General features: G+C 38.6%; 22 protein-coding genes. 18 read left to right on the plus strand and 4 right to left on the minus strand.

Annotation, left to right across the window (positions count from 1 at the left end):
• Positions 1-290 precede the first annotated feature (290 nt).
• Positions 291-2414, plus strand: coding sequence for a glycoside hydrolase family 3 protein (locus CUC15_RS03650; protein ID WP_114915407.1), 2124 nt, complete (start codon positions 291-293; stop codon positions 2412-2414).
• A 121-nt stretch (positions 2415-2535) separates the two neighbouring features.
• Here CUC15_RS03650 and CUC15_RS03655 read toward each other — a convergent pair whose 3' ends face one another.
• Positions 2536-2820 carry a hypothetical protein gene (locus CUC15_RS03655; RefSeq protein WP_114915408.1) on the minus strand — a complete coding sequence of 95 codons (285 nt, stop codon included), beginning with the start codon at positions 2818-2820 and terminating at the stop codon, positions 2536-2538.
• Positions 2821-3520: 700 nt separating this feature from the next.
• Positions 3521-4321 carry an IclR family transcriptional regulator gene (locus CUC15_RS03660; RefSeq protein WP_114915409.1) on the minus strand — a complete coding sequence of 267 codons (801 nt, stop codon included), beginning with the start codon at positions 4319-4321 and terminating at the stop codon, positions 3521-3523.
• A 313-nt stretch (positions 4322-4634) separates the two neighbouring features.
• Between CUC15_RS03660 and CUC15_RS03665 the strand changes: the two genes are divergently transcribed.
• The 6 genes from CUC15_RS03665 to CUC15_RS03690 all read left to right on the plus strand — a co-directional run bounded on the left by CUC15_RS03665 (position 4635) and on the right by CUC15_RS03690 (position 9985).
• Entirely contained in the window at positions 4635-6101 is a 1467-nt protein-coding gene (locus tag CUC15_RS03665; protein WP_114915410.1) for an aldehyde dehydrogenase, read from the plus strand.
• A gap of 12 nt (positions 6102-6113) precedes the next feature.
• On the plus strand, positions 6114-6911 hold the full coding sequence (locus CUC15_RS03670) for a 2-keto-4-pentenoate hydratase (protein ID WP_114915411.1): 798 nt from the start codon (positions 6114-6116) through the stop codon (positions 6909-6911).
• A 100-nt stretch (positions 6912-7011) separates the two neighbouring features.
• Positions 7012-7896, plus strand: a complete 885-nt coding sequence (locus CUC15_RS03675; RefSeq protein WP_114915412.1) for an acetaldehyde dehydrogenase (acetylating) — start codon at positions 7012-7014, stop codon at positions 7894-7896.
• A gap of 21 nt (positions 7897-7917) precedes the next feature.
• A complete protein-coding gene (gene dmpG / locus CUC15_RS03680) occupies positions 7918-8934 on the plus strand; it encodes a 4-hydroxy-2-oxovalerate aldolase (protein ID WP_114915413.1) in 1017 nt (338 codons plus the stop codon).
• Between the two features lie 43 nt (positions 8935-8977).
• Complete coding sequence (locus tag CUC15_RS03685) at positions 8978-9766, plus strand: 2-keto-4-pentenoate hydratase (protein WP_114915414.1); 789 nt, start codon at positions 8978-8980, stop codon at positions 9764-9766.
• Between the two features lie 27 nt (positions 9767-9793).
• Positions 9794-9985, plus strand: coding sequence for a 4-oxalocrotonate tautomerase (locus CUC15_RS03690; protein ID WP_114915415.1), 192 nt, complete (start codon positions 9794-9796; stop codon positions 9983-9985).
• Between the two features lie 26 nt (positions 9986-10011).
• Here CUC15_RS03690 and CUC15_RS03695 read toward each other — a convergent pair whose 3' ends face one another.
• The gene (locus CUC15_RS03695; protein ID WP_114915416.1) at positions 10012-10893 is read right to left on the minus strand and encodes a LysR family transcriptional regulator; all 882 of its coding nucleotides are present in this window, start codon (positions 10891-10893) and stop codon (positions 10012-10014) included.
• A gap of 501 nt (positions 10894-11394) precedes the next feature.
• Between CUC15_RS03695 and CUC15_RS03700 the strand changes: the two genes are divergently transcribed.
• The 9 genes from CUC15_RS03700 to CUC15_RS03740 all read left to right on the plus strand — a co-directional run bounded on the left by CUC15_RS03700 (position 11395) and on the right by CUC15_RS03740 (position 20502).
• Positions 11395-12672, plus strand: coding sequence for an aromatic ring-hydroxylating oxygenase subunit alpha (locus tag CUC15_RS03700; protein WP_114915417.1), 1278 nt, complete (start codon positions 11395-11397; stop codon positions 12670-12672).
• Positions 12669-13157 carry an aromatic-ring-hydroxylating dioxygenase subunit beta gene (locus CUC15_RS03705; protein ID WP_114915418.1) on the plus strand — a complete coding sequence of 163 codons (489 nt, stop codon included), beginning with the start codon at positions 12669-12671 and terminating at the stop codon, positions 13155-13157. Before CUC15_RS03700 ends, CUC15_RS03705 begins: the two co-directional genes overlap by 4 nt.
• A 29-nt stretch (positions 13158-13186) precedes the next feature.
• Positions 13187-14233, plus strand: coding sequence for an NAD(P)/FAD-dependent oxidoreductase (locus CUC15_RS03710; protein ID WP_114915419.1), 1047 nt, complete (start codon positions 13187-13189; stop codon positions 14231-14233).
• Between the two features lie 105 nt (positions 14234-14338).
• Positions 14339-15346 carry a VOC family protein gene (locus CUC15_RS03715; protein WP_114915420.1) on the plus strand — a complete coding sequence of 336 codons (1008 nt, stop codon included), beginning with the start codon at positions 14339-14341 and terminating at the stop codon, positions 15344-15346.
• Positions 15347-15418: 72 nt separating this feature from the next.
• Positions 15419-16435, plus strand: a complete 1017-nt coding sequence (locus CUC15_RS03720) for an amidohydrolase family protein (RefSeq protein ID WP_114915421.1) — start codon at positions 15419-15421, stop codon at positions 16433-16435.
• 69 nt (positions 16436-16504) lie between these two features.
• Positions 16505-16738, plus strand: a complete 234-nt coding sequence (locus tag CUC15_RS03725) for a DUF362 domain-containing protein (RefSeq protein ID WP_114915422.1) — start codon at positions 16505-16507, stop codon at positions 16736-16738.
• A gap of 562 nt (positions 16739-17300) precedes the next feature.
• On the plus strand, positions 17301-17780 hold the full coding sequence (locus tag CUC15_RS03730; RefSeq protein ID WP_423241358.1) for a GNAT family N-acetyltransferase: 480 nt from the start codon (positions 17301-17303) through the stop codon (positions 17778-17780).
• Between the two features lie 177 nt (positions 17781-17957).
• On the plus strand, positions 17958-19313 hold the full coding sequence (locus CUC15_RS03735; protein WP_114915424.1) for an alkaline phosphatase: 1356 nt from the start codon (positions 17958-17960) through the stop codon (positions 19311-19313).
• A gap of 196 nt (positions 19314-19509) precedes the next feature.
• A complete protein-coding gene (locus CUC15_RS03740; RefSeq protein WP_114915425.1) occupies positions 19510-20502 on the plus strand; it encodes an LLM class flavin-dependent oxidoreductase in 993 nt (330 codons plus the stop codon).
• A gap of 86 nt (positions 20503-20588) precedes the next feature.
• On the opposite strand, the gene fdhA is transcribed toward CUC15_RS03740, so the two are convergent.
• Positions 20589-21839, minus strand: a complete 1251-nt coding sequence (fdhA, locus tag CUC15_RS03745; RefSeq protein ID WP_114915426.1) for a formaldehyde dehydrogenase, glutathione-independent — start codon at positions 21837-21839, stop codon at positions 20589-20591.
• Positions 21840-22167: 328 nt separating this feature from the next.
• Between fdhA and CUC15_RS03750 the strand changes: the two genes are divergently transcribed.
• Both CUC15_RS03750 and CUC15_RS03755 read left to right on the plus strand, forming a co-directional pair.
• The gene (locus CUC15_RS03750) at positions 22168-23442 is read left to right on the plus strand and encodes an L-lactate MFS transporter (protein WP_114915427.1); all 1275 of its coding nucleotides are present in this window, start codon (positions 22168-22170) and stop codon (positions 23440-23442) included.
• Positions 23443-23575: 133 nt separating this feature from the next.
• A complete protein-coding gene (locus CUC15_RS03755) occupies positions 23576-25927 on the plus strand; it encodes an FdhF/YdeP family oxidoreductase (RefSeq protein WP_114915428.1) in 2352 nt (783 codons plus the stop codon).
• Position 25928: the final 1 nt, after the last annotated feature.

A 25928-nucleotide genomic window follows, 5' to 3' on the forward strand; every position in this document is an offset into this window, starting at 1 on the left:
AAATGTTATTTATTTTTGTTTTTTTGCTGTTATAATGATACTGTAACAGAAAGCGATAACAATTTCATTAATAATAAAGGAAGATATATCGGCTTTTTCAAAGCTTAGATTTTCCCCAATGTATTAATAAAATCACGTTTTGTAAACGGTAGACATTTCTACTAATTGGAACAAATCAATGTATACAAGTATCAATTTATATAAGTGAAATTCAACTTCTCTATCATAACTGTGATTAAAGCGGTAACAATATGATTAATAGTGGAAGATTATGTACTGGAGGAATTAAAGTGGCAGAGAATCAAAAACAACCAGAATTAGAAGTTAGAGTCAAAAACATCATTGAAGTTGATGGATTGAAATTTAAAGATCTGAATAACGATGGGAAACTAGATCCATATGAAGATTGGCGACTAAGTCCAAAAGAGCGTGCGGAAAACCTCGTTTCATTGATGAATATTGATGAAAAGGTCGGGATGATGCTGATCAATACCCGTAGAATGGGACTTTCTCAAGAAGATAAGGAAAAGACAAGTCATGATGGTATTTTAGATGAGGCGATTGTCGAAAAGGGAGAAAGTATTTTCGCTACTTCAAAAGTATATGGAACAACACATACGATTGAGAAAAGGAATTTACGACATTTCATTTTAAGAGACAACTTTAGTCCAGCTGAAACGGCAGAGTGGATTAATAAAATGAATGAAGTTGCGGAAGCGACACGTTTAGGTATACCTAACTTGATTGCATCGAATTCTCGTAATGAAAATGCAGAGCCCATTTTTGGTATGAATGATGCTGCTGGGATTTTCTCTACTTGGCCTGGAACACTAGGACTTGCAGCTGCAGCAAAGGGAGATATCAAAAACGGCGGAGATGCATCTCTAATTAGTGAATTTGCAAGAATTGCTCGTGAAGAGTGGGATGCTACTGGTATCAGAAAAGGTTATATGTACATGGCGGATACGGTAACAGATCCAAGATGGCAGCGAATTTATGGTACTTTTGGAGAAGATCCAGAATTTATTTCGGATGCAATCACTCGTCTTATCAAAGGATTCCAAGGTGAGGAACTAGGGAAAGACAGTATTGCAATGACAACGAAGCATTTCCCAGGTGGTGGAGCAAGGGAAAATGGATTTGACCCGCATTATGCAGAAGGAAAATGGAATCTATATCCAACTCCAGGAAGCTTAGAAAAGTATCACCTGCCTCCGTTTAGAGCAGCGGTAGAAAGTGGAACATCGTCTATCATGCCGTATTACTCTATTCCAAGTATTAAGAAGAGTGTGGTACAAGAGTTCGAAGGTGAAGACATTCCTTTCGAAGAGGTAGGCTTCGCATTTAATCATTATTTCCTCAATCATATTCTTAGAGGAGAACTTGGATTTGAAGGCTATATCAATAGTGACAGTGGTATTATAAATAATATGAGCTGGGGCGTTGAAGAATTAAGTGAGGCTGAACGGTTTGCCAAAGCAGTTAACGCTGGTACAGATATCGTTGCTGATACAAACGACATTGAAAACCTTAAACTGGCAATTACTAAAGGATGGATTAGTGAAAAACGTATTAATGAAGCGAACGTAAGACTTCTTACAGAAATGTTTACTTTAGGTCTTTTCGATGACCGTACGTATAATTCACCAGAATTAGCTACATCTGTAATTAGTAACCAAGCTAACTGGGATGCTGCTTATGAAGCACATAAAAAATCTGTAACGATTCTTAAAAACCAAAACGAAACATTACCTTTAACAGCTGACAAGCTAAATGATAAAAAGGTTTATGTGGAGGTATTACACAAAGAATCTGAAAGAGCTGCTGCTTACACAGAAAAGGCAAGAAAAGAATGTCAAGAGCTTGGTCATTATACATTGACTGACAACTACGAAGAAGCTGACGTAGCAATTATGTTCTTACATCCAAAATCTGGTGCTTATTTCAACGCGACTCCAGGTTTACTAGAGCTTGAAATTTGCGAAGATAAAGTATTATCAAGTTTGGATGGATCATTATATCAAGAAACTACATTAACTGGTATGGATCATCTTCAAGCAGTAGCAGAAAATATTCATGGTCGTGGTGGAAAAGTGGTAATGAGTGTTAACGTGACATTGCCATGGATCCTGGGAAGTATTGAACCATTAGCAGACGCATTAGTTGCTGGATATGATACTTTCTATAATGCACAACTTGAAGTACTTGCAGGAAATACAAAACCAACAGGTGTGCTTCCATTGACATTACCAGCAAGTGAAGATGTAATCGCAGTTTATCAAAATGGCGAATCTGTATCTAGAAATGACGTACCAGGCTATGATAAGGACAAGTATATGCCTGAAGGACTAAGCTATGCATACAAAGATAGCGATGGAAATGTTTATAAACTTGGACATGGGCTAAGCTATTAGGAGGCTAATTACAGTCACTCCACGAGTTTTGACTGAATATGTCGAATAGGAACAAGTAAAAGCCGCTGCAATGAACGAAAATGGTTCCTTGCAGCGGCTTTTCTAAAAAACTCACTTTGCGTTAATACGGAGTAGGTAATGGAGTTCCGTGTGGTCTCCACCAGGATTCCACCATACGCCAAGCAGTATGATAACCATATCCTCTTCCCATCAAATACCCAATAGCAACTGCTTCTGTTAATGCATGCTGAAAACCGAGATGTTGGGCTTCCCGTAATCCATGACTAACAGCTGGATTTATTATAGTAAGTGTTTGCTGCTGGAGATTAGTAGGTAACTGCGGATAGGAAGGCTGCTGATGAAATCGATAATCACCATTATAGTTAGATTGTTCTTGATTGTTCATCTTAATATTTCTCTCCCTTAATAAAATTATATTGGCAAGGACATTAGATTCATTACAATATATGCAGTATGGGGATTAGCGGAATAGGCGATTGACTCGCCTTTTTTGGTTCTATGACAGAATGGACAGCAGCTCCATCGTCGCCATTTAATAATGTAGAAAAGTAGTATCTTTGTATATGTAATTTAGAATAATAGCAGGAGCTGTAAGTGAGAATGCGTGTAAAGCCATTCGAACTTATGGCTTTTTTTTATGTAAGAGATTTTACACCTTAAGACTTTACCGCTTTAATTTGATTCGTGACAGCCCGTTATTATCAGACGATAACTCTGCTCATCTAGCTAGTGCTCCAACATAAATCCAATCGTTTCATTAAACTCCCCATCAACAACCTAGAATATGAAGATGATACATTACGTGAAAACCTCGATTGCCTAAAGTGGAAAATCGTTATACGAAGAAAATTGTGCAAGCATGAAAAGAAGCATGGCAGTAGTGTGCCATGCTTCTTTATATGGGAGATTCTTGATTGTGAATCGTTTAAATTTAGCGCTCAGGATGAGAATTTGAGAGCTCTGATCTAATGCCTAAGCTTGCTTAAGAAAAGCTTCAAGGGCTCCACTCTGTCTATTTATTGCTCGGTAATCCGCCCTAAAGCCCAAACCATATTTCAAAACGCTAAACCACAATCGATTAAAAATTAACTCCTCAACCGCTTAAAATATCGCTCATCATATCCTAGTCGTTCTGAAGCTTCGTTTCCTGCTTCCATTACCTTCTTAGCTATTCGAGTAATCTTATGATCAGTCATTCTCTGGATAGGACCAACTACTGTAATAGCGCTAACAACTTGGCCAGTATAGTCACGAATTGGCGCAGCAACAGATCTTGTACCTTCTGTTAACTCCTCAGTACTAACTGCGTATCCTTGCTTTTGAATCGTTTCCAGTTCGCTTTGCAATAGTTCTGGGTTCGTAATGGTATTATGCATATGCTTTATCAACCCTACGGCAATCACCTTATCAACAATCTTTGGTTCACTAAAAGCTAGCAGGACTTTGCCTGAACTTGTACAATAGGACGGGTTTCTTCTGCCAAGGTGGGTCAGGATGCGAACGGGATGATTGCATTCTTCTTTATGAATATAAATTGTATCCAGCCCATCTAAAATGGCTAAATGTGCCGTTTCACCTGTATCATTCACAAGTTTGTATAAAACGGGTGCTGCCTCCTTATGAATCTCTAAATCATTTGTAATAATTCCACCTAAGGTAAGAACAGATAAACCTAATCGATAAGCATTGGTATTTTCATCTTTTATCACAAAGCCTTCACTTGCTAGTGTAGCGAGTAGTCTGCTTACGGTACTCTTCGCCAAACCTAAAGATTCTGCCAGCTCACTAACTCTTTTTGTCGGTTCAAAGGTTGAAAAACTTTTGAGTATGCGCAGAGCATTTCGAACGGAAGAAAGAATTTGTGGACCACCCTTTACTTTAGACATTGCTTCTTTTCACCCTCCGATTTTTTCTTTGTTCTGTATAAGAGAACTAATTTGTTTATTATCATATCAGTAAAAAACCTTTATGTACAAGTAAATGATAGCGCTAACTAAAATATGTGTTTCATTTATTATTTAATAATTTTCATTTGTTCCGCATAAAGGAACTGTGGCCTTTTTTCATTTTAGTAACACCTCTATACTAATTTTAAGCAGATAAATAAGTTCTTCGTTTTTTGTAGGAGTACTTATTTATCCTATAGATAATTTCGATGAATAATGTATACGTTTCCAGTAAATAAAGGAGGAATTTTACATGCAAACAACAGAAACAAAGCCAAACGTAAAACCAATCGATTGCTCTCACTATATTAATGGGGAGTATTTGCAATCAAAAGATGGAAAGACATTTGAGAATGTTAACCCAGCAACAGAAGAGGTGTTAGGGGTTGTTGCGGAAGGTGGTAAAGAAGAAGTAGATTATGCAGTTGGTGTTGCAAGAAAGGCACTTAAAGGCGAATGGGGGAACATGCCAGTTAGAGAACGCTCTGCTATCATCCGGAAAATAGGTGATTTGATTTTAGAAAGAAAAGAGGAATTAGCAACACTTGAATCGCTAGATACAGGTAAGCCATTATGGCTTTCAAAAAAGGTTGATATTGATCGTGCAGCATACAATTTTCATTTCTTTGCTGATTACATGACAACAGTTGGGACGGAGGCTTACCAACAGGATGATATAGCGTTGCACTATGCAATTCGCCGCCCAGTCGGTGTTGTCGGATTAATTAATCCATGGAATTTACCGTTGCTTCTAATGACTTGGAAGCTTGCGCCAGCACTAGCAGCAGGGAATACAGTTGTTATGAAACCATCGGAAGTAACACCAATGACAGCAACGGTGTTAGCACAGATTTGTACGGATGCTGGTGTACCTGCTGGTGTAGTAAATATGGTTCATGGTAAAGGTGAAACAGGCGCAGCAATTACATCGCATGATGATGTTGATGCGATAGCATTTACTGGTGAGACGATTACTGGTACTGCAATTATGAAGGCAGCAGCACCAACCATCAAGAAATTATCGTTTGAGCTTGGTGGGAAAAATCCCAATATTATTTTTGCAGATGCAGATATCGATGATGTAATCGATACAACGATGCGTTCTAGTTTTATTAATCAAGGTGAAGTTTGTTTGTGTGGATCAAGAATTTACGTAGAACGTTCGATTTACGATGAGTTCCTGGAAAAATTTGCAGCGAGAGCAAAGGAATTAAAAATAGGCGATCCATTTGATCCAGAAACAAAAGTTGGGGCATTGGTAAGTGAAGAACATTACAAAAAAGTGCTTAGCTTCTTAGAAATTGCCAAAGAAGAAGGTGGCACATTCTTAACAGGTGGGAAAATTCCTGAGGGATTGGATAAAGGATTCTTCGTAGAGCCGACAATTATTACAGGGTTAGGAAAAGATTCACGATGTGTGCGTGAAGAAATCTTTGGCCCAGTAGTAACGGTTATTCCATTTGATACGGAAGAAGAAGTATTGGAGCAAGTGAATGATACAAACTATGGTCTTAGTGCTAGTCTGTGGACGAGTGATATTAAACGTGCTACTCGAGTAGCAGCGCAAATTGAAGCTGGTATGGTCTGGATCAACACATGGTTCTTACGTGATCTGCGTACTCCATTTGGAGGAATGAAACATAGTGGTTTAGGGCGTGAAGGTGGAGCACATAGCTTTGACTTCTACTCAGAATTAACGAATATTACGATTAAGCATTAGGAGGAAACGTTGATGAAAACCGAATACACACCTAATACGGAAAGCCTTGCCGAACACTTAGCTAGTGCATGGGACAAGAGGGAAGGGGTTCAGCCAGTAACTGCGCTGATTCCTGACCTATCAATAGATGATGCATATCAAGTACAATTGCACACAATTGAAGAAGAAGTTAAAAAAGGACAGCGTATTACCGGGAAAAAAATTGGATTAACCTCCAAAGCTATGCAAGATATGCTTGGTGTAGGCGAGCCGGATTACGGGCATTTATTAGACCAGATGCATGTAGAGAACGGTGGAGAAATTTCATTTTCGCGTGTGTTACAGCCAAAGGTTGAAGGTGAAATTGCGTTTATTCTTAAAGATGATTTAGTAGGACCGAATGTTACGACGATGGATGTGCTTGCTGCAACAGAAGCAGTTGTACCAGCACTAGAAATTGTTGATAGCAGAATCAAAGATTGGAAGATTACATTAGCAGATACAGTTGCTGACAATGCTTCATCTGGACTGTATGTACTAGGTGATAAAGCAGTGAAACTTACAGATATCGATATAAAGCAAATCGGCATGACGTTATATAAAAATAATGTGCTGCAAAATACAGGTGTTGGTGCAGCAGCATTAGGTGATCCAGCAAAATGTGTTGCATGGCTTGCAAATAAACTATCAATCTATGGAATTACGTTAAAAGCCGGAGAAGTCATTTTATCTGGAGCACTGTCTGCCGCAATTGAAGGAGAACCTGGAGACACATTTTATGCGAAGTTTTCGGATTTAGGCGAAGTACGTGTGTCCTTTGTAGGTAGTTAAGAAAGTATAACGACTTTCTTACTACATAAGTGCAACTAAGTTTGTCACCGAAAGGCTTGGTAACAACCAAGTTTTCTAAAATAAATGGGGAGGTACCCAAATGGAAAAAGTCAAAGTTGGAATAATTGGATCCGGAAATATCGGTTCTGACTTGATGGTTAAATTAATGAAATCAGACGTGTTGGAATTAACGACAATGATGGGAATTGATGCATCGTCAAGAGGAATGCAGCATGCCAAATATTTGGGCCTCCAAGTATTTGATACTGGGGTAGATGGTTTATTGGAACAGCCGGAATTAGTTGATATCATTTTTGATGCTACAAGTGCAGGAGCACATATCCATAATGCAGAGGTGGCAAGAAAGCTTGGCAAACAAATGTTAGATTTAACACCAGCTGCAATTGGACCTTTTGTTTCACCAACTGTTAATTTGGGGGATCATTTGGACGCAGAGAATGTAAATTTAATTACATGTGGCGGGCAAGCAACGATTCCAATTATCCATGCAATTAACAAGATAGCACCTGTAGAGTACGGAGAAATTGTTGCTACAATCTCCAGTAAAAGTGCTGGACCAGGAACAAGAGCGAATATTGATGAGTTTACCGAAACAACTGCGAAGGCGATTGAGGAAGTCGGTGGTGCAAAGAAAGGAAAGGCAATTATTATCCTAAATCCTGCGGAGCCACCAATTATGATGCGTGATACTGTCCATGTAATTGTTGAGGAAGGTAAAGTGGAACGGAAGAAAATCTCAAATGCAATTTCTGACATGGTGAAAAAGGTTCAGGTCTTCGTTCCAGGATATCATTTGCGTACAGAGCCGATTTTTGATGGAAATAAAGTAACTGTATTCCTTGAAATTGAAGGTGCTGGACATTTTCTGCCAAAATATGCCGGTAATCTTGACATCATGACAGCTGCAGCTGTAAAAGTAGCAGAGGAATTTGCGAAAAATCGTGTGAACGTAACAGCAAACTGAGTGTTGGAAAGGAGGATGAATATGACAAATCAATCTGAAATTAAAATTACGGAAGTTGCATTACGAGATGGCAGTCATGCGATTAGCCATCAGTATACCGTTGACCAAGTTACAGCGACTGCAAAAGCATTAAACGAAGCGCACGTTCCCTATATTGAAGTATCCCATGGCGATGGATTAGGCGGCTCATCGCTACAATATGGATTATCTAAAACGAATGAGCTTGAATTAATAGAGGCTGCTGTTTCAGTCGCTGACTTCTCGAAAATCGCTGTATTATTGCTGCCGGGAATTGGGACGATTGAAGACTTAAAGGAAGCTGCTAATTTAGGCGCAAAAATGGCAAGAGTAGCAACACATGTAACGGAAGCAGACGTGTCCAAACAGCATATTCAAACAGCTAGAGATTTAGGAATGGAAACTGTGGGATTCTTAATGATGAGTCATATGGCTCCAACAGATAAATTACTTGAGCAAGCGAAATTAATGGAAAGCTATGGAGCAGACACTGTTTATGTTGTAGATTCTGCAGGTGCCTTGCTTCCAAATCAGGTTAAGGAAAGAATTAAAGCATTAAAACAAGCATTAAATATAAATATTGGTTTCCATGGTCATAATAATTTGTCGCTCGCAATGGGAAATACATTAGCTGCAATTGAAGAAGGAGCGACAAGAATCGATGGCAGCATACGCTGTCTAGGAGCAGGTGCAGGTAATACGCAGACAGAGGTTCTGGTTGCTGTATTAGAGAAGATGGGTATTCAAACAGGCATTGACCTTTATAAAATTATGGATATAGCGGAAGACATCGTCGCACCGTATTTACCAAAACCTCAAGAGATTAATCGTGATAGTTTAACTTTAGGCTACGCAGGGGTCTATTCTAGTTTTCTTTTACATGCTAATCGGGCTGCAGAGAAATTCTCAGTAGAATCTAGAGATATACTAGTAGAACTAGGTAAGAGAGAAATTGTCGGGGGTCAGGAAGATATGATCGTGGATGTTGCAGCAGAGCTCTCAAAAGCAGCTCGCAAATAGCAATCTTAAATAAAGAAGAATAACGTGCATGGGAGAGAAGGACATGGACAAAGAATTAATTCAAAAGCTCGCAAATTATACGCATCATGCTGAAAAAGAAAAGCGAGAGATAAAAAAGATCACAGCAGATTTATATCCAGAGCTTACAATTGATGAAGCATACCTTGTTCAGGAAGAATTGGTTCGTCAAAAGCTGGAAGAGGGTCACACAATCATTGGTCCAAAAATGGGGATTACGAGCGAAGCCAAGATGAAACAAATGAATGTTGATAATCCAATTTATGGATATGTATTCGATAACATGGTTGTAGAAGAAGGGGAGCCTGTCTCTGTTTCTAACTATATTCATCCAAAAATCGAACCAGAAATTGGGTTTGTCTTAAAAAAGGATTTAGCAGGACCAGGGGTTACTGCTCTTGATGTATTACTTGCAACGGAATATGTATTCCCAGCAGTAGAGATTATTGATAGCAGATATGAAAATTTCAATTTCACATTGCCGGATGTAATCGCGGATAATACTTCTGCTGCTGGAGCGATATTTGGTACATATTTGCGAAAACCAGAAGAATTAGAGTTGGATGTTGTCGGCGTGACATTAGCAATCAATGGTGAAATAAAATCACTGGGCGCAGGAGCTGCAGTTCTTGGTCATCCAGCTAATTCTGTTGCAAGACTGGCAAATATGTTAAGTGAAAAGGGAGAAAAGGTAAAAGCTGGTCAACCGATATTAACAGGTGGGGCCACAGCTGCTGTTCCAATTACTCCAGGAGATTTTGTACAAGTAAAATATGGTGGTTTAGGTGATGTAAGCTTTGCCGTCAAGGAATAATCAAAGACATGTCTAGGGGGTGGGGATTTGCCACTAGTAAATATTCAGATCATGGAGGGAAGAACTCCGGATAAAATTGAAGCACTGCTGAGAAATGTTACCAATGCTGTAAGTGAATCATTGGATGCTCCGAAAGAAAATGTACGTGTCATTGTTACAGAAGTACCAAAAACACATTGGGCGATTGGTGGGACATCAGCAAAAGAGCTTGGCAGATAATGGAGGTGTGGTAGGGAAGTCCCTACCTATTCTCCAGAATACTTATGATTAATTACTGAGTAGATAATCTTTTTCGCAAGTTTCTCAATCTGGGAGTTTATTCGGTATTGGACATAGACCTTATTCTGGATATTGGTAAGCGTTTTAATTTTTTTGATAACTATACTTGATTTATATTTCTTATCAATACCAAGCTCAGGAATAATTCCAATACCTAACTCATTTGCAACTGCATTCAGAAGCATTTCGTTATTTTCGACTTCAATACGAGTAATATCATGGGCGCTAATTAGTTTATGATCAATGGATTTCCATAACTCAGAGTTTCGCTTATAGCTTAAGATTGTTTCACCGTTTAAATCTTCAATGGTCAGGGGTTGTTTTTTGCACAGTTGGTGATCGATTGGAAGGACAACGACAAGATTATTGTCGAATAGATATTCTGACGTAATATAAGGGCTATTTGGAAGCATATCTCTAGTAAAAACCAGATCAACCTCTCCTAACAGTACTTTTTCATTTAAGCTAACAGAATCATAGCCGTCTGCTATTTGAACATCTATATTGCCAATAGATTTAACCGCTTTCAATAGTTCGATAATAAAAGAATATGAGTATCCTGGAGAGAATCCAACCTTGATTACAGGGGCTTTTACCATATTTTTAATTTCCTTAGAATGATTAATATTGATTAAAATGTTCTTGGCGTATTCTGTAAAAATAATCCCTTCCTCTGTCAAGGAAATTTCATGGCCGGTTCTAGTAAATAATTCACATTTTAAAATGTCTTCAAGAGATTTTATTCTTGATGTGACGGTTGGTTGTGTAACGTTAAGCGCATCTGCAGCTTTTGAATAGCTTTTATATTCGGAAACAGTAAGGAAAGTTTCCAATTGGCTTTCGTTCATTTGATTACCTCCGAACCTAAGTGTTTAAAGTCTTACATGACAAACCAATAATGTGATTAGTAGTTTACTGTCGTTTCGTTTTAGCAGTTAACAAAGTGTAAAAACTACTAGGGTTGTCATCGAAAAGCTTGGTGACAACCAGGTTTTCTAACAGCGATCAATGATATAAACATGCTTAATAGATTAAATGATAGGTCATAAAATCACATTATGTCAATTAAAATAGCGTAAGTAGATTGATAATAATGTATCTTTTGAAAAGTTAGTATTAAAATTATTTTATTAATTTAGGGAAAAACAAAATAATTTCAATTGGTATCTAAATAATCTGTCTACTATAATTAATATAAGCCATGAAGTATGAATTAGCTAATGTAATGTAAGTGGTTACATTTAGCGTTTGTTTACAGATAGAGTAAACTTTTATTAATAGTAAGAGCAGAAAGATGTTTTAACTTACATGCTAGCAAAGTGAATACAATCATAATTGGAGGGCTTTAAATGGAGCGCATCATACAAGACAATTTGGAAAAAAGTGAGTTTCTTGTTAACCGACGTGTCTTTACCGATAAGGAAATACTAGCAAGAGAGCGTGCAGAAATATTCAATAAATGCTGGTTATTCATTGGGCATGAAACAGAAATACCTGAAGCAGGTGATTATAAACGGAAAAAAGTAGGTGGGCGTAACTTACTGTTTGTCCATAGTCAAGATGGTGAAATCCGAGCATTATTCAATACCTGTCCACATCGCGGTGCGCTTGTTTGTAGAGAAGACTCAGGGAATTCAAGAGTTTTTCGTTGCTTTTACCATGCGTGGAGTTTTAAAAATGATGGTGAATTAGTAGGTATGCCCGGAAAGGATGGTTTTCCTGAAGGGTTTAATGATGAAGGTACCAAAAACATGAAAGCGGTTAACAGACTGGAGAGTTATCGTGGATTCATGTTTGTTAACTTTGACGATAATGCAATTTCGCTCGATGAATACTTAGGAAATGCAAAAGAGTACATCGATCTTGTGGTTGATCAATCTGAGTACGGAATGGAAGCCCTTGGCGGGGTACAACAATATAGCGTAAGAGCGAACTGGAAACTATTAGCAGAAAATAGTGTGGACTTGTATCATGGTATGCCAACACATAAGACATATTTTGATATTAAACAAGCACAAGATCCTAATTTAAAACGTGTGAAACTGGAAGGTAAAGGGATTAATTTAGGCAACGGGCATAGTGTTATCGAATATGTCGCTCCATGGGGAAGACCAGTTGCACAGTGGACACCTATCTGGGACGAAGAATTTAAAAATGATATGGAGAAAATGAAAACTCGATTAGCAGAACGTTTTGGTGAAGATCGGGCGGACCGTATCGCCAATTATAACCGAAACATTGTTATTTTCCCTAATCTCGTAATCAACGATATCATGGCTGTTACTGCTAGAACGTTCTATCCATCATCACCAGGCTATATGGAGGTTCAGGGGTATTCATTAGCTCCTAAAGGTGAAAGTGATAAGCATCGTTTAGCTAGAAATAATAACTTCCTCGAGTTTTTAGGACCTGGTGGTTTTGCAACACCAGATGATAATGAGGCACTTGAATTATGTCAAGAAGCTTATAACAATAACTCGGAAGTTGAGTGGAATGATATCTCTAAAGGAATGGTTAGAGGAGAAGGGAATGCCTTAGCAACAGATGAGTTGCAAATGCGGAGCTTCTGGAGACATTATAATTCAATCATACAAGAATCCTTGAATAAGGAGGTTGCACATCGATGACTATAAAAACACTAGAACGTCAGGATATCGTCGATTTCCTATACACCGAAGCAAAGATATTGGATGAGTGGAGATTAATGGATTGGGCTGCACTTTTTACCGATGATGGAACATATATTGTTCCACCAATCGGTGAACCAGAAGCAATTCCGACTAAATCACTATTTTATATACATGATAATCGCTCACGACTACAAGAGCGAGCAGAAAGGCTATTAAAGAAAGAAGCACATGTTGAATATCCACATTCTACAACAACAAGAAACTACCATAATATTCTAGTTGGTGATATAGAATCGGATGTCATTTCAGTAGATTGTAATTTTACAACACATCGTACGAAACGAGAGGTTGTCGACACGTTTATTGGCAAAATAAAATATGAATTAGTAAGAGAGAATGACCGTTTAGCGATTCAAAGGAAAAAAGTTGTTCTAAATCTAGATAGTTTACGACCACATGGGAAAATTAGCTTAATCCTGTAGAAATCACTTCATAAAAGGTGGTGCATGATATGAGTAACGAGCAAGAAATAGTTGATATCACCATTATTGGTGGTGGTCCAGTGGGTATGTTTACTGCCTTTTATGCAGGCATGCGCCAAGCAAGTGTGAAAATAATCGAAAGTCTGCCACAGCTAGGTGGTCAGCTTGCCGCGTTATATCCAGATAAATATGTCTATGATGTAGCAGGCTTCCCTCAGATAAAGGCAAGTGAGCTGGTGGATCGGTTAGAAGAACAGATGAATCAATTTGAGCAAGAGGTTTGTTTGAATGAAGAAGTTATTGAAGTAACAAAGGAAAATGATGTATTCAAACTAATTACAGGCTCAGCGATCCATTACTCTAAGACGATTATTATTACTGCTGGAAATGGAGCTTTTAAACCGAGAACAATGAATCTCGAAGATGAAGATAAATTTGATAACACGAATCTGCATTACAGTATTAAAAACATCCAAGATTTTGCGAATAAAGATGTCGTAATTTTTGGTGGTGGTGATTCAGCAGTTGATTGGGCTTTAATGCTAGAGAAAATAGCTGCTCGTGTGTCTTTAGTTCATAGAAGAGATAAGTTTCGAGCACATGAGCACAGTGTTAAACAATTAAAGGAGTGCTCAGTTAACATCCTTACCCCATATGTTCCTACAGCACTATTAGGGGACACAAAACTGGAGTCTATCATTTTAAAGGAATCAAAGACAAAAGAGGAAATCGAATTAAGGGCAGATGATTATTTAGTGAATTATGGTTTTATCTCCAATTTAGGCCCGATTAATAATTGGGGACTAGAAATAGAGAAGCAGTCAATATTAGTCAATTCAAAGGCAGAGACGAATATTCCAGGAATTTATGCTGTTGGCGATATTGCAACCTATCCTGGAAAGGTTGAGTTAATGGCGACAGGGTTTGGTGAAGCGCCAATCGCGGTTAGTAATGCGAAGGTGTACATTGATCCGAATGAATCAATGCATGTTGCTCATAGTACATCGATTATGAGCAGGAAGAATCATCAAAAGAAAGAAACACTACCGAAAACAAAAGCGCAAGCGTCCGTTTAACGAAATACAAAGAAAGACTCTCGCTAGTATTCGCTGGAGTTAGGCGTGACCATCATTAGAAATATTCTATTTCAAAATTAAAAAATATACTTAGGGGTGAAGGATATGTCAAAGATTTCAGAGGAGATTGTTAAAGAGTCGGCACAAGTAAGGTTGGATAACTATTTAAGAACGGTTGCACATTTAGGGCATGTAGAAATAAGTGTAACTAAATTTGAAGAATCATTATGGTTTTATCGAGAAGTAATGGGATTAGAAGTAACAGAAATAGAAGGGGATCGCGCTTATTTAAGAGCGTGGCAGGATTTTGACCATCATACATTAGTATTAAAAGCAGCTGATGTTTCCGAGGTGAATCGTGTCGGTTGGCGTGTAAGCGCAAAAGAAACCTTAGAACTTTTTGAAAAGCAACTAACAAAAATGAATATTGAATTTAACTGGGTAGAGGGTGGAAGTAAGAAAGCATTAGGTGATGCAATACATTTCACATCACCATCGGGTATCCCAATTGAGCTATATTGGGAAAAGGAATTGTTCGTTACGGATGATCCGAAGCTGAAGTCTCCATTACCTAGTCATCCAAGTAAATATCCGGCTAGAGGGGTTTCGCCACGCCGCTTTGATCATGTGAATTTCATGGTAGATGATGTTCAAAAAGAACAACAATGGTGGACCGAATTACTTGGAATTCACCATCGTTACTTCGTTCAGAATAAAGAAGATATCCGACTTGGTTCATGGTTGAGCAGAACAAATATTGCCCATGAAATTGCATTTATGAGAAATGGTAACCAAAACGGAGGCATTTTCCATCATCTAGCATACTATCTGGATTCACCGGATGAATTATTACGCGCAGCAAATATCATGGCGGAAAATGGAATAAAAATTGAATGGGGTCCAGGTAAGCATGGAACAAGTGGAGCACAATTCATCTATGTGTTTGAGCCATCTGGCCACCGAGTTGAAATTTGGACAGGCGGAATTCTAATGTTTGCTCCGGAATGGAAGCCAATCGAATGGCCAGCTGGAGTTGGTGAGCTTGGTTTAGAAATGTGGGGAAGTAAGCCGCCACAAAGCTACTTTACGTACGGCACGAAATTAGGTAAATAACTGGAAGGAGATAGACACTCTTGAAAAGTCTATCTCCTGATTTCAAAATATGAATGCTAGGGGAGTCCAACAGTGGAGAAAAGCTTAAGGATCGATTTTCATACACATGTAATATCAGAGGAGTTTTTAAATTTAGCTGAAAAATACGGGGATGATCGTTGGCCTATCTTAGAGAAAACATGTGACTGTGGTGCAAACATTATGATAAAGGGCAAGAAATTTAGAGAAATCACGGATCAAGCATGGGATACTGAAACAAGGTTGCAGGATATGGAGAATGAAGGAATTGATATTCAGGTTCTATCGCCGATCCCTGTTACATTTAGTTATTGGTCAAATCCAGAACAAGGTTTGGAACTGGCAAGATTTCAGAATGATTTTATCGCTTCAATTGTAAAGGAGCATCCAACAAAATTTATTGGTTTGGCTACGGTTCCACTGCAGGATGTTGATTTAGCAATCCAAGAAATGGACCGGGCAATTAATGAACTTGGCCTTCGAGGCGTTCAAATCGGCAGTAATGTTAATGGTAAGAATCTGGATGATGATGCACTCGATTTATTCTTTAAGGCTGCGAATGATAACAATGTGCCACTATTTGTTCATCCGTGGGAGACAATGGGTAGGGAAAGAATGCCAAGACATAATTTTATGTATATGGTTGGTATGCCCTCGGAAACAGCCCTTGCAGCTGGAAGTATTATTATGAGTGGGATGCTTGATAAATATCCGAGCTTAAAAGTTTGCTTCGCTCATGGAGGTGGGTCACTTCCATATTTATTACCTCGAATGGACAAAGGATGGAATGTATGGCCACAAATAAGAAAGACGGAAAAGGCGCCGAGTCATTATGCGAAATTACTTTATTATGACACGCTTGTTTATGATGAGAATAACCTGCAATTTATGATTGACCGTTTCGGAGCAGATCAAATCATAGCTGGGTCAGACTATCCATTTCTGCTTCGGGAAGCACCATCTGGAAAAGTTGTTGATAAATTATCGACATTGAGTAATGAGGAAAAGAAACGAATCCATGGGCTAAATGCTTTGAGATTTTTAGGATTAGAAGTTGAAAACTTTCAGTGAAATTGATTTAAAGTATTAATACATCCGGACGTAAGAACGCCAAATCTTAGACATAGGGAGAGGATAATTTTGGCATTTGTCATTACACATCCATGTACAAATGAAAAAGCAGGAGAATGTGTCAGTATTTGTCCAGTAGACTGCATCGTAGAAGGTGATGATCAATTCTTTATTGATCCAAATACATGTATTGAATGTGGTGCTTGTGTCGCTGCATGCCCAGTCGAGGCAATCATTGATGAACATGATTTAACTGATGAACAAGAGGTTTATCTAGAAAAAGCAGAGAGCTTTTTTGGTTAGATGAAGCGACGCAACAATAAGTTACTTATAAAAGATGTAAAAGAAAGAGGTTTCCATTAAGTGTTTGCTTATTGGTGAACCTTTTTTATTTTGCTGTATTTGTACAGTGAAAAAGAATATTACAATTTTACCTGACAAATGATGGATGATAATTAGCAATTGATGTAAAGTGCGAATAAGTGGAAATTTTGATTTCAAATCTGCGGGTAAGTTGATATTCACTCAAAAGATTACATTTCTTTAATTCGAAAATAGTTTGTCAGTGGTAAGCTACTCTTTTATATATGATCCTTCTCAACCACAGCGGAAGAAATACACGGAGACTTCTGCGGGAAGAAGACACTAGGAAGTGCGACAGCACGAGTAGGCCCACCAGCTCCCTATGGTGCGCGTAGTGTATTTCTGGAGCGACCAGCCTGAGTGCAAGCTTCCTATCCGGTTTGTCTATTTCTCTTTATCTTTCCTAACAAAAAAAGATGAAGAGCTTCATATTGATACTCTCCATCTGCTATTATTGAATTATATAAATTAATTAACAAGTGCGGATTGATTGGAGGATGTCATGATGAATATTCGCGAAATTGAAGAAAAAGATAATCTAATTATAGAGGGAATTATTAAGAAATCATTGGAGTCATTTAATTTAGACATACCAGGAACAGCGTATTATGATCCTTATTTGAAAAATCTCTATAGATTTTATCAAACACAAACCAATTCCAAATATTGGGTGATTGAAAATGAGGGCGGAAAAGTAGTTGGCGGCTGCGGGATTGGTCCTTTTGATAAGGAAGGGAAGATAGGCGAATTGCAAAAACTTTATCTCGCTCCAACAGCGCAGGGGAAGGGACTAGCTAAAGAATTAATGAAAGTAGCACTTGAGTTTGCAAGAGAGCATTATGCTCATTGTTACTTAGAAACTTTTGCGAAACTAGAAAGTGCAAACCATTTATATGAAAAATTTGGTTTTAAACGTTTAGAACAATCACTTAGTCAAACAACACATGATTCTTGTGATACATGGTATATGAAGGAATTGTAGGGGCAGCAGTGAGTAAGAAGATAGGTCTTGCCAGTTATATACGCCATATCCTATGTAAAAAGTAGTAGTCATTTAGCATGAAAAAAGTTAACAGAAGATTTACTGTAATTTAATTGTTACTAAATATCTCTCAGGTATTCTTAATATTGTAAGTTAAATTTGAGAGGAGATTTTTACATGTTTAAGAAAATTGGAGTTGTCGCACTAAGTGCTGGATTAGTTTTTTCAGGATTAAGTTTAGGAACTGTAGACGCTGCGAAGCCAGATTGGGCCGGGAAAGATAAAGGGAACAAAAATGGCAAAGGGGAAAAGGTAGAAAACGTAATATATATGATTCCAGACGGATTTAGTGCAGACTATGCTTCAAATTATCGAATTTACAAAGGTGAAGAAGCAATTTGGGACTCTCATTTAAAAGGACTTTTTACAACATACTCAGCTAATTCTGACATCACTGATTCTGCTGCTGCTGGTACGGCAATGGCAACTGGATCAAAAGTGAATAATGGTGTGATTGGTATTGATCCAGACGGCAATAAGTTAGAATCAATCCTTGAAGCATCTGAAGAAAAAGGAAAATCATCTGGTATAGTTGCTACTTCTACGATTACACATGCAACACCAGCATCATTTGCAGCAAATGTTGAAAGTCGTAATAATGAAACAGAAATTGCAAGACAATATATTGATAGTGATTTAGATGTTATCCTAGGTGGAGGAAAGAATAATTTCTTACCAGCATCTGAAGGTGGCAACCAAGAAGAATTAAATTTAATTGAAAAAGCAGAAGCACAAGGTTCTACATATGTGGAAACACGTGAGCAATTATTAGACATAGATAAATTAAAGGTTGATAAAGGTGATAAGCTACTTGGTCTATTTGCAGATGATGCTTTAGCTCCTGAATTACATCGCGGCGAAACAGAAGAGCCGAGTATAGCGGAAATGACAGAAACTGCTATTGATGTTTTAGAAGAAGATAAAGACGGGTTCTTCTTAGTTGTGGAAGGCAGTCAAATTGATTGGGCTGGACATGATAATGATGCTGCATGGGCAATGTCGGATGTTGCGGCTTTTGAAGAAGCTGTAGAAAAGGCAATTGATTTTGCTAAAAAAGACAAGAAAACATTAGTTGTAGTTGCTGGCGACCATGATACAGGTGGTATGACTACAGGTGCAAATAACTCGATGGACTTAAACGCTTCAATCCTTAATGATGTGAAAGCAACTGGTGATTACATGGCTGGACAGCTAAACGAAGATCGTTCGAATGTAGCAGAGGTTATTAAGACGTATACTGGGTTTGAACTATCTGAAGCTGAATTACAATCGATTGCAGAAGCAGAGAATGCTTCCCTTGCAATCAATAAGGTAATTAGTGATAGAGCATTTATTGGTTGGACAAGTCCTAACCATACTGGAGCAGATATTCCTGTATATGCTTATGGTCCACAATCTGATATCTTTGTTGGATTCCATGATAATACAGATTTACCCAAGATAATTGCAGAAGCGTTGAAATTAGGGAAATAAATATAGCTTATCTTTAATAGAATTTACAGGAAACTTGCCTACCATCTGGAGGTGAGTTTCTTTTTTTATAGAATCATCAAATCATACTATCGCTCAACGTTAGCTTGTTCACATGGTTAACGATAATAATCTCATATAGATGCAGTTGCACGACCTAGTTGATATAATTGTTCCAAGTGAAAGGGGAGCGAATGATATGAAACTAAGCGTGTTGGATCAGGCACCAATTACAAAGGGAAATACTGCAGTTGGTGCATTAAAGAATGCAGTAGAACTTGCGATATTGGCAGATGATTTAGGATATGAACGGATGTGGATGGCAGAGCATCACGGGACAGATGCGTATGCGAGCTCAGCACCTGAAGTAACGGCAGCACATTTAGCGGCGAAAACGAAGAACATTCGAATCGGTACTGGCGGAGTGATGATGATGCATTATTCTCCACTTAAACTGGCAGAAGTGTTTAAAACGCTAAGTGCTTTTTCACCTGGTCGGATTGATTTTGGTGTAGGTCGCGCGCCTGGTGGCGACAATTATTCCATTCATGCTCTTTCCGAAGGACGCCAACCGATGTATGATAATATGTATGAAAAATTTGATACAGCATTAAAGTTAATAAATGACGAGATACCAGAAGATAGTTTATACAATAAAAATATTGCTACACCATCCGATATTACTTTGCCTGAGGCGTGGCTGCTTGGATCCAGCGGGGATAGTGCATTACAGGCGGCGAGAATGGGTGTTGGCTATTCGTTTGCCCAATTTTTCAACGGGGAGATGACGAAGTCAATACTGGAATTGTATAAACATAGTTTTATTCCCTCTGCATTCATGGAAAAGCCGATAATCAATGCTGCCTATATGGTGACAACGGCTGAAACGATAGAGGAAGCGGAGTTTGAAGCCCGCCCACACGATATTTCTCGTTTATGGTTGATGAAGGGGAGGATGGGGCAAGCATTAACACCAGAAGAAGCCCAAGTTTACCCGCTTACGGAAATGGACCGAATGACAATTAAAGAAAATCGCAAACTGCATTTAGTAGGATCTGCCAAAGAAATCGCGACACAGCTCCAAGAAGAACAAGCGCATTACGGTTTTGATGAAGCAATGATTTGCAGCATCCCACATTCACAGGATAAACGTTTGGAAGTTTATCGATTATTAGCAAGGGAGCTGCTTTGATCGTTTTATCAGTAAGTGCAGTAAGATAGAAAACACCAAGTAGGGGAGAGAAAATAATCCAATACTTGGTGTTTTCTTTCATTCAACTAGTTTGAAACTTGTTGCTTTGTTGTAAGATAATTCCTTTGCTTAATCATATTATGTGGATCGATGACGAACTTTCTTGATACTCCGCCATCGAATTGTTTATAGCCATCAGGAGCTTCATTAATTGAGATAACAGTTGCATTAACAGCTTTCGCAATTTGTGCTCTGCCACTTAAAATGGCTTTCATTAGATCGCGGTTATATCTCATTACTGGTGTTTGACCAGTTACAAATGTATGTGCTTTTGCAAATCCTAGACCGAAGCGGATTTTTAGTGTACCTTCCTTTGCGTCCTTGTCCGCTGCACCAGGATCTCCAGTTACGTATAAACCTGGAATACCTAATCGTCCACCAGCTTTAGTTACTCCCATAATGGAGTTTAATACAGTAGCAGGGGCTTCGCCAGCATCTTTCCCATGTCCACTTGCTTCAAAACCAACAGCATCAACTGCACAATCAACCTCTGGCGTACCTAATATTTGTTCAATTTGTTCGCCAAGATTATCATGTTTACGTAAATTCACTGTCTCACAGCCAAAGCTTCTTGCTTGAGCAAGGCGATCCTCGTTTAAGTCACCGACAATAACAACCGATGCTCCTAGTAATTGTGCCGAGTGTGCGGCAGCTAATCCGACTGGACCCGCACCAGCAACATATACCGTTGATCCAGTTTTAACGCCCGCACTGACTGCACCATGGTACCCTGTAGGGAATATATCCGATAACATAGTTAAATCAAGGATTTTTTCTAATGCTTGATCCTTGTCAGGGAATTTTAATAATTGGAAGTCAGCATATGGCACCATGACATATTCAGACTGTCCGCCAACCCATCCACCCATATCTACATAGCCATATGCAGAACCAGGACGGTCAGGATTAACATTTGTACAAATGTGAGTATCCTGTTTTTTACAACTTTCACAGCGACCACATGCGATGTTGAACGGAACGGATACGATATCTCCTTTTTCGATGAATTCAACATCACTGCCGACTTCAATAACTTGTCCAGTAATTTCATGACCAAGTACTAGTCCGCTTGGCGCAGTTGTACGTCCTCTAACCATATGTTGGTCACTTCCACATATGTTAGTTGAAATTACCTTTAAAATAACACCATGATTACATTTTCTTCCTACATTTAGTGGGTTGACTCCTGGACCATCGCGAAGTACTAAATCCGGATAACCGATATCACGTACCTCAACTTCACCTGGTTTAACATAGACTATTGCTTTGTTACTCACAAAAAAACCTCCTTAAATGATTGTTTTATTAAAGATGTCTTTGTAGTAAGCGCTATCACTCTGAATCTAACTATATCAGTTTTAATATAATATTTCAATAATTAAATTAATAATAATTATTTAAAAATTTAAACATCTATGTTATCATAAATCTGAATATATTAAATTAGTCTTAGAATACTTTATACATATAAGGTTGAGAAAATCTAGCATTTTATAGCGTCCTTAATTAAAATCACATACATTCACCAAGAACGAATCCTGCTTTATTAAACTATGTTTCCACGATTTAATTAGGAGAATATCAGTATTATAGGAGGATGTTTATTTGGAAAAGGTTAAGAATCGCTGGTTAATTGCTGCATCGGCTGTTGGTGTCCATATCTCGATTGGCTCTGCATATGCCTGGAGTGTTTTTACAAACCCCATGGTCAACCAATATGGCTGGGAAGTGACGGAGGTATCTTTTGCTTTTAGTATTGCTATTTTTATGTTAGGTTTTTCAGCAGCCTTTATGGGAAGATTTGTAGAAAAACATGGACCAAGGAAATCGGCAATTCTGTCGGCGATTTTCTTTAGTGTTGGTGTTGCAGGTTCAGGTTTAGCGACAGCAACGGAATCATTATTGTTATTGTATTTATTCTATGGGGTTATTGGAGGAATCGGCTTAGGTATTGGATATATTGCACCAGTTTCGACACTTGTTAAATGGTTCCCAGATAGACGTGGACTTGCTACAGGCCTAGCAATTATGGGCTTTGGCTTTGCAGCACTAATTAGTGGACCAGTCGCTGCTGCCTTAATTGAAGCGGTTGGTATTACAAATACATTTCTTACTCTAGGAATCGCCTATTTTATAGTAATGGCAATTTCTGCACAATACTTATCCCCACCACCTGATGGGTGGGCACCAAAGGGATTTATAGAAGGTCAGCAAAATGGCTCAAGAAAAATTAAGCAGGATCTATCACAGCTTACTGCTAATGAAGCAATAAAAACGCGCCGATTTTGGATGCTGTGGGTCATGCTGTTTTTAAATGTAACATGTGGGATTGCAATTATTTCTGTAGCGTCACCGATGGCCCAAGAAATAGCAGGTATGACACCTATTGCTGCAGCTGCTATGGTTGGGGTTATGGGTCTTTTTAATGGTGGTGGAAGACTTGGATGGGCATCTCTTTCTGATTATATCGGTCGACCAAACGTTTATACTGCATTTTTCATCATTCAAATAATCGCATTTTTCATGTTGCCATTTGCAACGAATGGGGTCATTTTTCAAATTCTAATATTTGCGATTTTAACTTGTTATGGTGGTGGATTTGCATCGGTTCCAGCTTATATTGGGGATTTATTTGGAACAAAACAACTAGGTGCAATCCATGGTTATATTCTAACTGCATGGGCACTTGCAGGAGTAGCGGGTCCGATTTTATTATCATTAATTTACGATTCAACGAACAGCTATAATTTAACGATGGTTATCTTTGGAGTATTATTTGTTGTTGCATTGATTGTATCACTTTGGATTAGAGTCGATATTAGCAGATTACGTAATACACAGAAAATACCGGGCCAGACGACACCACAAGTAGCTAAATAGATCTGATAGGAAGCGTCGGGACAAGTAACAGAATACAGTTTTTCTATACATTTAATTATTTTTCTTCTTAATGTAAAGGATTGTTTGCCATAATAAGATCATGACTATTCTATTAATAAATGGAGGGATTTGCGTGGGGGAGACAAAGCACACTGGTCCAATTAAATTGCCAACGAAACCAGACCCATCACTTTGGGTTAGTAAAGTTCCATTTGGTTTGGGGAAAGTGAAGCCACATCATATTCGTGACACAATGAAAGTAGTTTGGGAGAATAAAGATAATCTGCCGTATGCAACGAGAATCCTCACACAAGGGGTATGTGATGGTTGTGCACTTGGAGTATCAGGACTTCATGATCAAACATTAACAGGCCCACATGTATGTACAACCCGCTTAAATGTCCTAAGATTAAATACGATGTCAGCGATTGATGAAAAAATTTTACATGCTGATATTGCTGATTTACGCAAAATGGGCAGTACAGAATTGCGTAAACTCGGCAGGATACCGTATCCACTTATCCGTCGACCGGGAGAAACGAAGTTTAGTCGTATCAGCTGGGATGATGCACTTGATAAAATTGCGGACAAAATGAAAACGCTTAATCCGAAGAACTATGCTTTCTATACTACGTCAAGAGGAATCACCAACGAAGCATACTATACATTAGGAAAGGTTTCGAGATTTCTAGGTACGAACAATGTTGATAACGCATCACGTATTTGTCATTCTCCATCAAAAACAGCCTTAAATCGTTCTGTTGGTGTAGGTGCATCTACTTGTAATTATAAAGATTGGATCGGTACAGATGTCCTGCTCTTTTGGGGTTCTGTTGCTGCAAATAATCAACCAGTTTCAACCAAATATATGTATGCAGCGAAGCGCAAAGGTACAAAAATTATCATTATTAATCCATATCACGAGCCATCGATGGATAATTACTGGGTTCCATCAATCGCGGAGTCTGCTTTATTTGGAACAAAAATAGCGGATGATGTTTATCAAGTTAATATTGGTGGCGATATTGCTTTCATGCACGGAATTATGAAGCACTGGTTTGATATGGAGGAAGACATTCATGGATCAGCAATTGATCATGAATTTGTCTCAAGGCATGTGAATGGACTTGAGGAATTGAGAGAGAAAGTTATTGCCTATGACTGGGAACAGCTTGAAAAATCGTCGGGAATAACGAAAGAGCGAATGATTGAATTAGCTGAGCTCCTTGCTAAGTCAAAATCCGCAGTATTTGTCTGGTCGATGGGATTAACGCAGCACAGGTTCGGTACGGACAATATTTCACAAGTAGCGAATCTCGCATTGTTAAGAGGATTCTTAGGGAGAGAGCATTGTGGATTAATGCCAATACGCGGACATTCGGGAGTCCAAGGTTCAGGAGAAATGGGTGCAGATCCATTTGTGCTTCCCGGTGGTGGATTTGATGAAGCAAATCGAAGCAGGGTGGAGTCGATTTGGGGCTTTGATATTCCGTTATGGCAAGGTGACATTGTTGGTGTCTCCTTAGAGAATGCTCTTCTTCCAGAGGATCATGAACGAAAGCTGCAGCTTTACTATTTATCTGGCGGTAATTTTCTAGAAACGATGCCGAACCCAGATTTTGTAAAGGAATGTTTAGAAAATGTAGATATACGTGTTCATCAGGATATCATTTTTAATACGTCGACACTTGTAGATGCAAAGGAAGCAGTAATTGTTTTACCGGCAATGACACGATATGAGCAACCGGGTGGAGGAACATCTACTTCCACGGAGCGAATGGTATACTTTTCCCCGGAAATAAAAGGGCCACGTATTGAAGAAGCAAGGGCAGAATGGGAAATTTATGTTGAACTTGCGAAAAGAGTAAAACCAGAGGAAAAGCAACTAATTGATTTTAAAGATCCATTTGAAATCCGTGAGGAAATAGCGAAGGCAGCACCAAATTATGATGGAATCCAGCATTTGAAAGATAGGGGAGATCTCTTTCAATGGGGTGGCGCTTGGCTATGTGAAGACGGGATATGCCCAACAACAGATGGAAAAGGGAATCTCATTACAGTTGAGCTGCCAGAACTTCGCAAGCCAGAAGGTCACTTTTATGTGACATCCCGACGAGGGAAACAATTTAATTCGATGATTTACAACGATACAGACCCATTCAATGACGCGGATCGTTATGACCTGCTTCTAAGTGAAGCAGATGCAACAGAGTTAGGCATAAAAGAAGGTGACGCCGTTGTCGCCTTTAATCAATATGGTACATTTCATGGTCGTGCAAAATTTGTAGAAATAAGACAAGGAAATGTTGAAGTGCATTGGCCAGAAGGAAATGCACTTATACCTAAAGGGGTTTATGAAAAATATGCAGGTATACCGGAATACAATGCAGCTGTTATCGTGGAGAAGGCGGAAACATATTTTGCACATAAAGATACCAAATATGCTGAAAAGAGAGTAGAGGAGCTTGAGATGGAAATAAGCTAGG

Origin of the sequence: Oceanobacillus zhaokaii, from assembly GCF_003352005.1 — a bacterium.
Classification (GTDB): domain Bacteria; phylum Bacillota; class Bacilli; order Bacillales; family Amphibacillaceae; genus Oceanobacillus; species Oceanobacillus zhaokaii.